Genomic DNA, 12,086 nt, shown 5'->3' on the forward strand with positions numbered 1-12,086 from the left:
CGGCGCATAACTGTCAGAGACCCGCGCTGATCATCGCTTCTCGGGTCAGACGTCGTGACAGTTCCTTGCGCTCATAACCGATGTCATCGAGCCGTTTTTCGTAGAGTCTTACGCTCATGACACCTTCACTGAACACCTCTTGCTGGGGAATGCCGATTCTGTTGGCCAGGTCCTCCATCTTGCGGATGAGCTGATTGATCGTTTGGGGGGTGGCATTGGCGTACTCCACTTGAGCTTCGCGCAACTCATCAAGCAGCTCGAGCTTTTCCTCGAACAGAGTGTCATTGGTTTCGTATTGCGTCGGATGGGTCTTGCGCAGGTGTTGTTCCCAGAAGTTATCCGGTGACAGATCGATCATGGCACTGACCAATCCGTCGCCTTTCTCCCGGTTCATGATCATGGTGTGGGCGCGGTCGATTTTTTTCGGCCGTCACGCCAGAGCGCTGTTCGTAGAGCATGCCCTGAGATTGCCAAGGCAGTTCCAGTCTTTGCGCCAGTCCTTTCTCGAACGCGAGATAGATTTCCACTTCATCGGGGGCCAGATTGCGAGGGTTGATCAGGTGTTGTTGCTCTTGGCTGCTGTACTCTGCCCTGGCTTCTTCACCGACACTTTTCAATCGGGCCGCGCTGCGCGCCAGACCTACGAGTGTGTCGTCCAGCACCTTGCTGGAGGTGGGTTCTGCGTAGGCTTTTGACACCAGCACTTTCAGTCCCAGAGAGTTGAACAGTTGCGCGCCGAGATCTCCGCAATCGTTCGGTGACACGACCTGCCTGAACAGTTTTTCTCGCAGTTGCGAATCCAGTGTCATGGCGTCGATCATCTCCCAGACGCGCTGGGTCAATTGTCGACGCCCGTTGCCCGAGCGGTAATCGTGACTCTCCCTGAGTATTCGGATCACGCTGAAAAAACCTGCAGACTCAGGCTCCGCCATCAGGTCGTGCCAGGACTCCTCTCTATACTGCCTGAAGGACTGCGAGGAACTGAAAATCTCAGTGTTATCGAATGATTGCCAATGAAGGAGCTCGTTGCTGACGCTCTCGAATTTGGCTTGCAGTTTGGAAAAACCGGAGGACATTCGGTAATTTTCAAACCGCTCCTGATCCTGCTCTGAAAGCTTCTCTCTATCGAAACGGGCGCGGCTGATGACGAACGCTTGATCGGACCACAGCTTAACCTCGGGCAATGTGTTGACCGACGTCGAGCGCATATCGAGCATGAAACCGCGCGGCCTGTGTTTATTTATATTGCCGACTTTGAACAAGCCTTCGGGCCATGTCTCTATGTCGGTTTTGGCGAGGCTCAATTCCCGCAAACGGTACATGCTCCCGACATTGGGAGGCTCACGCAACGGATTGCCGTTGAGGTTGAGCGACTGAAGCCGGATCAAACCACCAAGCCGTTCTTTCGACGGCGCTGTCATTCTGATGCGATTGTCCGTCAGGTCCAGTTCTTCGAGGTGACGTAATTGTCCGAGACTGGCGGGGATTTCCTTCAACTCGCATTGGCGAGCGCTCACCTGTCGCAGTTTGGGGAAGCTGCCGAGCACATCATCGGCATTGGCCGACAGACGCCAGTTGTCCAGCCGAAGCGCAGTGATTTGATCAAAATGTCGCTGCATGTCAGGTTGCTTGCGTAAATCGCGCCACCAGCGCAGCAAATCTCCGTTTGGAAACTCGCTTGACAGATCCAGGGTGTAGCCCTGTCCGGGGAGCTTGCTGCTTTCGCCAAATACTTCGCTTTGGCGTTCGAAGCATTTGATCAATTGATCTCTGAGCTTCATTCCGCCGTTTAGATTGAAATCCATCTTCAGCCCAGGCGCCCACTCACCGGAAGGCTGAGTATCATCAGGGTAACTCTTGCGCCAGTTCTCTAGCGTCTCCTTCAAATGCTCGCGTTCATCCTCCAGCCGCTTGATGCCTTCGACCGGGTCTCCATCAATGCGCAGTTTTTCGATGAATCGCTGCACTTCATGTGCACGCATTCGCGGATAAAGATCCTTGATGCGCTCCTCTGGTGTCGATCCACGAAGCGCGCGCGGCAGACGTAGCCAGCCACGCACCAGGGTGCTGGTTTCAACGGAGGCCTCCGGGCGGATCGGAGGCTCTGCCAGTGCGGTTCGGCGCTCGGCCGCAGAGGCGGACTGTTCCATAAGCCAGACCTGGAACGTGTGACCCTGGCCGGGTTTGTAACCGATTTTCGACAGCTTGTCGGCAGGTGCAGCACGCAGGATCGATTCGTAGAAATCGTCGGTTTTGTGCAGCAGGCGCTGATTGTCGTCGAACACCTCGTACCGACCATTTTCGTCTCTGATCAAACGCTTGACCGTGCTGGCGTCGGCAGGTCCCGCACTGCAACGCAGCGGCCCGTCAAAGGTGCCGTCGCGCACTTCGATGCGCTGGTCGGCGAAGCTGTCCGAGTGGATTTTGAGGGTGTTGAGGGCCAGCCGTTCGGTGTCGGCGGTCATCAGATCGTCGCGATAAAACCCCTCATACGCGCGGACGGCAGACGCTTCGAAATCCAGCTCTCGAGCCTGGGTCTTGAGGCGCAACGGCAGGCGATTTTCATCAGCGATTCGCTGAAACTCAGCGGGTGTGGCTTGTGCCACGAGTTTTTCCGCCAGCGACAAGGGCAACTGCGGGAAGGTCTGCTTGACCACACGCAGGTCGGTTTTACCGGAGCGCTCTGCGGCCTGATAGATACGATCCGATACGGCGGCGCGGCGCTCGTCGACAGCGTCCGCGAGCCGGTTGCGCAGGGCTGCGACTCGCTCGCCAGGCGCAACATCGTTACCGAGCAGTTGGTTCAGTGCCTGCTCGTCGAGAAAGTTTACGACCCGTTCCGGCAGCCTGCCTGCGTTGAGATCACCGAGGCTGATGGTCAAGGTATCGGCGGGCTCAGCCAGCGGGTTGCCATACTTGTGCGAATAGCCGGTCAGACTGGCATCGGCGTACACCTCCAGTGCTTTGCGAGGCGGCCAGCCCGGTAAACCGGTCAACATCGGTTCCAGCCACACCGCTTGCGGGTCGATCGGGCGACCGCCGCGTATGTCGGCACTCGCCGTGCGCACATCGTCGTAAGCACTGGCGCGTTTGAGGGTATCGGCCAGCAGCGGTGGCGGCGGGCTGCTGTCGACGTGCATCTGCCGCAGCGTTTCGTGATCGGTGTCGCTGCTGATACGAATCTGCTCAAGCTCCGCGGGGGAAAAACGTTCGGCACTGTGGCCCAGGCGGCGCATCAACGTCGCGTCGCCCCAGTCTTGCGGGTTCTCCACTTCATGCACCCAGGCACCGTGACCGTTATGTTCGAGCGTTGGGCGGTAGGCGTTGGTGCGGGTCGGGTGCTTGATGCGGTGGGTGTTGGACGTCGCGTCAGTTGAGGCTTTTTCGACAAAGAACAACTTGCCCTCCAGCGGCAGGACGTTTTCGTTGCCGTACTGATGCAGGCCATGGCGGTCAGGTTTTGCGTCTGGCGAGAGCATCAGTTCGTTGCGTTCGTAAGGACTCAGGTCCGGGTGCCATAAGCTGTTTTTGCCATTGGGCAGTTTCACCGGTTTCATGCCGTCAACCAGCGGTGACAGCTTGACGCGAAAGGCTTCGCCGATCTGCGCGCCGGCGGTGAAAGCGGCCAGCTGAATGATGTCGGTCACCACGCTGATGACATGCCCGGCGGCTTCTTCCCACAGGCCTTCGGCCAGATCGACCACACCTTCGATGACATCGCTGGTCAGTTGGTAAGCGGTGTAGGCCATCATCAATTCGCCCAGCCCGGGCACGAACGGCGTGGCGATCAACAATGCGACATTGAAAATGTCCGAGAGGATTTTCTTGAAGTTGTCCCACCAGGCCCAGCGTGCCTTGCTGTCGGTGTCGGCGGTGGAAACGGCGATTTCCCGCGCGTCGTTGAGGATCTTGTTGAGCTTTTGCTGGTAGGCGTGGCGCCAGTAATCGCCCGGTAATTTCACCCGGCTGAATTGCAGGTTGGGATTGTCCAGCGGATCCTTGCGCCAGACCGGTCGCTGATCGGTCGGGTCCTGACGCGGGTGGTACCTGACGATGAACAGCCGTTGTTCCAGCTCGGCAAAGAAGTGCCCGCGTTGCTGCTGGTCGACGAACTGGCTGAAGAACTGACGGTAGGTCTGTCCGGTCGATTCGCTGAGTCGGTCTTCGCGAAACTGGCGCGCCAATTCATCGCGGAACGCCTTCAGAGAGTTGTACTCCTTGAGCGGGTGATCCGGGTCGTGAGGGATGTAGACGATCAGGCGTCGAACGCCGCGACTGTCCGAAACCGTATGGGTCAGCAGCAGGATGCCGGTCAGGCGGGTGCCGAGCAACGACAGGTCAGAGCACTGCATTGAGCGCCCGTTGAGCAGCAGCTGCGGTTTGTCCTCGGCCAAGGTCAGCAGCATCTTGTAGGCGTCGTACTGGATGTCTTCCTTGATCAAGGCCAGATGCGCGGCGACGGCGAGGGCGTCTTTCTGACTCTCGTTCACCTTGTATTGCAGCACGCTTTCGGCCAGCGGTTCGCCGGGCAGCAGGTAGCTTTCCAGGTGCTTTTTATACTGCGCGCCGATGTCCAGATCGCGGCACAGCGTCTGGAACTGGCTGATGGGCATTGCACCCTTGATCGGCACGACATCGAACAAGCCTCGCGCATCGGGTTGGCTGATGTAGTCCGAGCCATGCCCGATGGTTTCACTGCTGGCGAAGTTGTGCAGGGCGGCATCCAGTAGCGAGACCGTGCGGGTAACGACGCCCTTGGAAACATCAATGGCATACCACGGTTTGTCTTTCGGCAGGTACAAGCGCAGAAAGGTGCTTTTGACGTCCGGCTCGATGCCGTGACGTTCCTTGATTTTTGCCTTGAGCAGCGGCTCGGCGAAGGCATGCAGATCGGTTTTGGCCAGCAGCTGATCAACGCGGTTCTGCGAACTCCAGGCCTTGAGATTGGCGGCGTCGAGTTTGTTCAGATACGCGGCGGGCGCGCTGGTGTACCAGGATTGAATCTTCAGTGGCGAAGCTGCCAAGGCGATGCCCCGGCTGACGGTGGCGGTTTTGAAATTGTCGTTGACGGCGGACTTGATGAAATCGTAGTGCCGTCCTTTGTCCGCGTTGTCCGCAGGCTGGGGGGAGAGAGACATGGCCGATCATCCTTGATTGTTGAGGAGTGATCAGCCTACCCACGGCAGGGCAAAACAAAAGTTCAAAGATCGGGAGGCAAACAGCGCTGCGACTGGCTAACCCGACGAAAATTCGAATCTGAAAAATACATAAGTACCACCCGCGACAGCGAAAAAACGTCACCCTGATGCAGAAATACCTGACACGAATTGTTACCTCGCTGTAGGGCGTGGCGCCTCGACCATTGCGATGCTCGCCGTCTGCGTTGGCTTGCATTGCGAGTCGCTGCCCGGTTGCAGATACGGCGTGAGAATCGGTGCCATGCCTTTGAGCACCTGCACGGGCAGGGCCGAGGTGAATTTGAAGTTCTCCGCCGAGCGCCCCGGCACGAACGCGGTGAGGGTGCCGAAATGGTGATCGCCGATGTAGAACACGAAGGTTGCGGTACGGTTGATCGACTTCGAACTGAGGATGCGTCCGCCCGAACCGATGGCCTCGATGCGGTTGTCGCCGGTCCCGGTTTTGCCACCCATGGCCAGTGGGCTGCCATCAGCCAGTTTGAAACTGCCGGAAACACGTTTTGCCGTACCGGCATCGACCACTTGCGACAACGCCTCGCGCATGGCCGTGGCGACCTCGGATGGCATCACCCGTTTGCCGACATGCGGGTCGTTGACCAGTTGCGTTTCGTACGGCGTGTCGGCGGCGAAATGCAGACTGTCGATGCGCAGCGTCGGCATGCGCACGCCGTCATTGAGGATGGTGCCGATCAGTTCGGCGAGGGCGGCGGGGCGGTCGCCGGAGCTGCCAATCGCGGTGGCCAGTGACGGCACCAGGTGATCGAACGGATAACCGACTTTCTGCCAGCGCTGGTGAATATCGAGGAACGCCTCGATCTCGAGCATGGTGCGAATACGGCTGTCGCGGGCGCCCTTGTGCTTGCTCTTGAACAGCCAGCTGTAGACTTCCTGACGTTCGAAATGGCTGGCCTTGACGATCTCGCTGAAGGTCGCGTCAGGGTGGTGGAGCAGGTAGCCGATCATCCACAGGTCCAGCGGGTGCACCTTGGCGATAAAGCCCTGATCGGGCAAATCGTAACTGCCGGGACCGTAGGAATCGTAGAGGCGGATCAGGCGATCATCGGTGAGTTTTTCGTTGAGCTTGGCGCCTTTCAGGTGGGAACGGACGAAGGTGTTGAAGTCTGCCTGACTGGCATCGGGCAGCAGGTAGCGATGCACGGCGGCCATGCGGATCGGCGTCGGACGCATGCTGTCGAGGAAAGTATCCAGACGCGCTTGGGTGTCCTTGTTTTTGTACTTTTTCCAGAACTTGAGCTGGAACGAGGTGCCTTCGCGGTCGGCGAAACTGGCGAGGTATTCCTGGCGACGCGGGTCGCGATCATCCTTGAGCAATTCGGCACTGTTGTTGGGGCCGGAGTAGGTGGTGTAACGCACCAGATCGCGCATCAGCCGAATGAATGGCAGGTTGATCGACTCGCGCAGGGCATCGCGCAGGGTCGGTAGGCGGCCGTTGTCTTCCTTGCGAAAGTTGTGGAACGTGTGCAAACCGCCGCCGGTGAAAAATGCCTCGCCGGGGCTGGCCGAGTATTTGCGGTCGAGGGCTGCGCCGAGCAGCTTCGACAGGTCGTGATCCTTGTTCTGGATCAGGTAATCGATGACCCACTGGCTCAAGCGGTCCTGATCGGGGACTTCGACTTTCTTGAGCTCCGGCACGCTCATGGCGCCGTACTTGTCGTGCAGCTCGGCGATGATTTGCAGGTAAGTGGTCAGCACGCGCATTTTCGCCGTTGAGCCGAGTTCAAGCTTGCTGCCTTCGTTGATGTCGAACGGCTGATCGGTGCTGTCGGTCTGCACCCGCACGCGGGAACCGTCCGGGGTCAGTTCAAAGAGGGTGAAGCTGTAGCGCACTTGCGTGGTGCTGGTCGGCGTCAGCAAGCGTTCGCCGAGCAGGCCGATTTCGGCGGCATAGGCCGGGTCGGCGAGTTTCTTCAGGTACGCGGTGGCCTGGGTTTGCAGCTCGCCCTGCAGGGTGCTGGTGGCCGAGAGGTCGAGACGATCGAGGTCGTACAGCGGTCGGTTGAGCATGCTCGCCAGACGACTGCGGGCGGCGCTGATGCCCTTGTTGGTTTCGATGGGCTGCATGGTCGGCTGGGTCTGCCAGTCGCGGTAGCTGACCTTGCTCGCGAGAGCGGCATCGGCCAATGCGCCATCGATCACCGCGTTCTGTTTGAGCAGACGCAAATGGCTGTCGGTAAGGTCGGCGAGTTCCTCGCGGCCCTTGGTCAGATAATACGAAGGGCGACGCTGGGCGATCATCAGCGAGAGCATCTCGCGCAGGGCCAGGCCTTTGGCAGCCATGGTTTTCGGATCGGTGGCCGGGCTGTTCAACTGTGCGTTGGCCTGGTTGAAGTCACTGCCGTACCAGACGCGCAGACCTTCCGCCATGCCATGCACTTCACCATGCCCCGGCACCGCCGACAGCGGCACGCTGTTGAGATAATCGCGCACGATATTCTGCCGCGCGCCCAGGGTTTGCGGGCCGGGCTGATAGGCGCGCACGCTGGCGGACATCATCTGCCGCAGTTTCTCGGCACCGGACACCGTCAGGCCTTCCGGTGAATGCCGGTACTTTTCCAATTGCGTCGCCAGCGTACTGCCGCCTGCCGATTGTCCCGGCAGACGCAGCAATTTGGCGACTTGCGACCACGCCGCCATGCCGAAGCGCGGCCAATCCACTGCCGGATTGGCCAGCGGTTGTTTCGGGTCGAGCAGAAAACGGTTTTCGATAAACAACAGGCTGCTGACTACCACGGGCGGGATCGCCGCGAAGCTTGCGTACAGCTGTTGCGGATAGTTGTACTTATACAGCGGCGCAGCCCGGCAATCGGTGATCGACAGCCCGGCCTGGATCTTTTCCGAATACGGCACGAACAGGCCTTTGTCGGTGTAGCTGAGCAGCGCCGGGGAAAACCGCGTCTGCTCGGTGACGACATAGTTACGTTTGAGCAGACGCGGCAGGAACTCATCGAGAGAGCTGTAACCCAGGCGCAGATCGAACGGCCCGTTGCCCGGATAGCGAATCGCTTCGCTGGGGCCGGGTTCGAGATGGTAAGTCAGCGATGCGGCGTATTGGCTGAGCTCGCGCGACTGAAAGCGCGAAGTGCGCATTTCCTTGGATGCGGCCAGCCCTACCACGATCGCGATAATCAACAGCAACAACCAGAAAGCCTTCCACCCGTGCCGATTGCGGCGGGGTTTTTCAGGGACAGGCGCTTCATCCACTCGTTCAGTCGGAACCACGGCTTTACTCGAATCGGTTTGCCACAAAGCGCCCATAGTCGATTGATCCATTCACGCAGATTGATCGGACTTGTCTGAAGCTTAGACGGTGGTTGGCGGCGGGGAAGAAAATGTGCGGGATGGGCGAGGGGTAGTTGCTGAATAAATCTGAACGGCTGGTGCCGGGGCGAAAACCTGCAAGTCAGAGCGCTCTATAGGGCAATGCTGGCCAAGCGGATACATGACGATGCACCAATGCTGTGCAATACTCGCCGGCTTTTTCAGTGGCGAATATTCCTACGTAAAGCAGGTAATGCCTCTCCGCAAACCGGGCTATTGCCGAGAGTTGTCGCTGAATGTTGTGGTTTATAGAGTGAAAAGTCCTGCCCAAGGCTTTTTATACTGCACGCCCCGCTGATCTTGCAGGTTGACCTGCAGGACGCGTTTACCCACGAGGTACACGCGGTTTCACACCAGCCAAGGCTTATCGGCCGACGCTTCGATACTCGGTGGTCATATCCAATAACAAGACGAGGTTGCACCCCTATGCCAGTCGGCAATCAACTGCCTCACGGCGACACCGCTCAGGGCGGTCCGCTCAAACGCGAACTCGGCGAACGGCATATTCGCCTGATGGCGCTCGGCGCCTGTATCGGCGTTGGTCTGTTTCTAGGTTCGGCCAAGGCCATCGAAATGGCCGGCCCGGCGATCATGCTGTCCTACATTTTGGGTGGTCTGGCGATCCTGGTGATCATGCGCGCCCTCGGCGAGATGGCCGTGCACAACCCGGTCGCTGGCTCGTTCAGCCGCTACGCGCAAGACTATCTCGGTCCATTGGCAGGCTTCCTCACTGGCTGGAATTACTGGTTTCTGTGGCTGGTGACCTGCGTCGCGGAAATCACCGCGGTGGCGGTGTACATGGGCATCTGGTTTCCCGATGTGCCGCGCTGGATCTGGGCGCTCGCGGCGCTGATCAGCATGGGCTCGATCAACCTGATCGCGGTGAAGGCCTTCGGCGAATTCGAGTTCTGGTTCGCGCTGATCAAGATCGTCACCATCATCGCCATGGTCATCGGTGGCGTCGGCATCATCGCCTTCGGCTTCGGTAATGACGGTGTGGCGCTGGGGATTTCCAACCTGTGGGCCCACGGCGGCTTCATGCCCAATGGCGTGACCGGCGTGCTGATGTCGCTGCAAATGGTCATGTTCGCCTACCTCGGCGTCGAGATGATCGGCCTGACCGCCGGTGAGGCGAAGAACCCGCAGAAGACCATTCCCGATGCGATCGGCTCGGTGTTCTGGCGGATTCTGCTGTTCTACGTCGGCGCACTGTTCGTGATTCTGTCGATCTACCCGTGGAATGAAATCGGCACGCAGGGCAGTCCGTTCGTGATGACCTTTGAGCGTCTGGGCATCAAGACCGCCGCCGGCATCATCAACTTCGTGGTGATTACCGCAGCCTTGTCGTCGTGCAACGGCGGCATCTTCAGCACCGGGCGCATGCTCTACAGCCTGGCGCAAAATGGCCAGGCCCCGGCCGGTTTTGCCAAGACGTCGAATAACGGTGTGCCACGTCGTGCGCTGTTGCTGTCGATCGGGGTGTTGCTGTTGGGCGTCATGCTCAACTATCTGGTGCCGGAGAAAGTCTTCGTCTGGGTGACCTCGATTGCCACCTTCGGCGCGATCTGGACCTGGGTGATGATCCTGCTGGCGCAGCTGAAATTCCGCAAAGGCCTGAGCGCCAGCGAACGTGCCGGCCTCAAGTACAAGATGTGGCTGTACCCGGTGAGCTCGTACTTTGCGCTGGCATTCCTGGTGCTGGTGGTCGGCCTGATGGCGTACTTCCCGGACACGCGCGTGGCGCTGTATGTGGGCCCGGCGTTCCTGGTGCTGCTGACCGTGTTGTTCTATGTGTTCAAGTTGCAACCGACCGGCGAAACGCAGGCTGCTGCGCGTTCGGCTTCTTGAGTCGTAGCGGCTGAAAAACGAAGCCCCGGTCGCGAGATCGGGGCTTTTTTGTGGGCGCTGTTGCCTCCTGACCGCCGGTCTGAAAGAACGATACAAACCCGGCGCAGGGGTTCAAATCGGTATCACTTGGCGCGGTAGTGAATAGAGGCGCAGCGATGAGGATCAGCGATTTTGTCGTTCGTGAACTCGGCCGGCGCCAGGTCCTGTTGTTCTTTCTGCTGGCGAGCGGGTTGTATGTTCTGCCGTTGATCCTCGCCGACTTTTCCTACATTGACGACAACTGGCGGGCACTGGCCGCCGGTAATGCCTGGGCCGACTACGGACGCTTGTTTGCCGACTGGCTGTATCAGGCGTTGACGTTCACCGGCGCTGCGCCGGATATCTTCCCCTTGCCGTTGCTGCTCGCCACTGTGGCGATGAGTCTGACGCTGACCCGACTGACCTTTCACTACTTTGCCGAGCCGACGCTGGCCAGTTGTCTGGTGCCATTGCCGCTCTGGTACAACCCTTTTCTGCTGCAGAATTTATCCTATCAGTACGACGGACCGAGTATGGCCTTGAGTCTGGTGGCGATGATCTGCGCGATCACCTTTCACGGTTCGACGCGGGTGCAACGCTGGTTGGTGCCGGCGGTATTGATTGCACTGGGCGTCGGGTTGTATCAGATCAGCATCAACGTCTTTCTTGGCTTGTGTTGTGTGGAGTTGCTCAGGGTTTTGCACCGCCGAGTTTCGTGGCCGGAGATCTGGCACTTGCTCGGCGGCAAGCTTGCGCAACTCGGTCTTGGCGTCGCGATCTATAGCGTCACCGCGTATCCGTTCATGGCGGCTTCGCGGCAAGCGCAGCTGCTCGACAGGGCAGGGCATCCATTACTGCAAGTCATCACCAACCTGGGTCGCGTGCTGGAAAAAACCGCGCTGTTGTTTCACGGCGGATATCTTTGGGTGTTTGTCGCTCTGATGCTTTGCGCGCTCTTGGGGCTGGCACGTCTTGGTCGTCCGGAACGGCGCGCAAGCGTTGCGCTGATCAGTCTGGCGGCACTGGCCGTGCTGGTGCTACTGGTGCCAGGCATCACGCTGCTGTTTCGCGACTTCAACGAGGGCGCGCGCACGTTGATGGGGTTCGGCGTGCTCCTGGTGTTTCTGTTCTTTCTCGCCCGACTGGCGTTGGCGCCCTATCACCGCTTGTTGCCTTTGCTGTTGATGATCCCGCTATTGGCGACGTTGTCGCTGTCGTTTGCCTACGGCCGCGTGTTGAACATGCAGAAAACCTTCGCCACCGCAGCCCTGTACAGCCTCGGTCACGACATCGCCGCTCATCGCGAGCTACGGGAAGCCAAGCGTATTTACCTGTCGATCAATTATTCCGAGCGCTGGCTGGCCAGTGCCGAGGGATCGTTCCGACAGCTGCCGGTTTTGCGTTATCTGCTGAATATCGATTACTACGTGCTTGCGGAAAACCTGCCCTCGGTGGGCATCACCAATGTGGTGGCCGAACGTGAGCGACGCAACGCCACCCACGTCGGGTATCTGGGTTATCCCGCGCTGGTGGAGAGTCTGTACTACCGCATTTATCTTCTCGGCGATTACGGTTTTATCGTCATGAGGGAGCCGCCGCACGGGCGGTTGTTGCAGTGGTGAAACGCTGACCGTTGGTCGGATAAAGCCCTCTACCTGTAATTTCTGACAGTAGACCGCTCCC

5 protein-coding genes are annotated in these 12,086 nt (G+C 59.0%); 2 read left to right on the plus strand and 3 right to left on the minus strand.

Annotated features, from left to right (window positions below; all coding sequences use genetic code 11):
* Positions 1 to 13: 13 nt before the first annotated feature.
* From KBP52_RS30595 to KBP52_RS24420, 3 genes are all read right to left on the minus strand, one after another.
* Positions 14 to 358 carry a hypothetical protein gene (locus KBP52_RS30595; protein ID WP_249122209.1) on the minus strand — a complete coding sequence of 115 codons (345 nt, stop codon included), beginning with the start codon at positions 356 to 358 and terminating at the stop codon, positions 14 to 16.
* Positions 336 to 5,138, minus strand: coding sequence for a DUF6543 domain-containing protein (locus KBP52_RS24415; protein ID WP_249122210.1), 4,803 nt, complete (start codon positions 5,136 to 5,138; stop codon positions 336 to 338). Before KBP52_RS24415 ends, KBP52_RS30595 begins: the two co-directional genes overlap by 23 nt.
* A gap of 192 nt (positions 5,139 to 5,330) precedes the next feature.
* Positions 5,331 to 8,474 carry a transglycosylase domain-containing protein gene (locus tag KBP52_RS24420; protein WP_212621133.1) on the minus strand — a complete coding sequence of 1,048 codons (3,144 nt, stop codon included), beginning with the start codon at positions 8,472 to 8,474 and terminating at the stop codon, positions 5,331 to 5,333.
* 489 nt (positions 8,475 to 8,963) lie between these two features.
* Between KBP52_RS24420 and KBP52_RS24425 the strand changes: the two genes are divergently transcribed.
* Positions 8,964 to 10,385, plus strand: a complete 1,422-nt coding sequence (locus tag KBP52_RS24425) for an amino acid permease (protein WP_116033074.1) — start codon at positions 8,964 to 8,966, stop codon at positions 10,383 to 10,385.
* 155 nt (positions 10,386 to 10,540) lie between these two features.
* Positions 10,541 to 12,025 carry a glucosyltransferase domain-containing protein gene (locus KBP52_RS24430; RefSeq protein WP_212621134.1) on the plus strand — a complete coding sequence of 495 codons (1,485 nt, stop codon included), beginning with the start codon at positions 10,541 to 10,543 and terminating at the stop codon, positions 12,023 to 12,025.
* Positions 12,026 to 12,086 lie beyond the last annotated feature (61 nt).

Source organism: Pseudomonas sp. SCA2728.1_7, from assembly GCF_018138145.1.
Lineage (GTDB): Bacteria > Pseudomonadota > Gammaproteobacteria > Pseudomonadales > Pseudomonadaceae > Aquipseudomonas > Aquipseudomonas koreensis_A.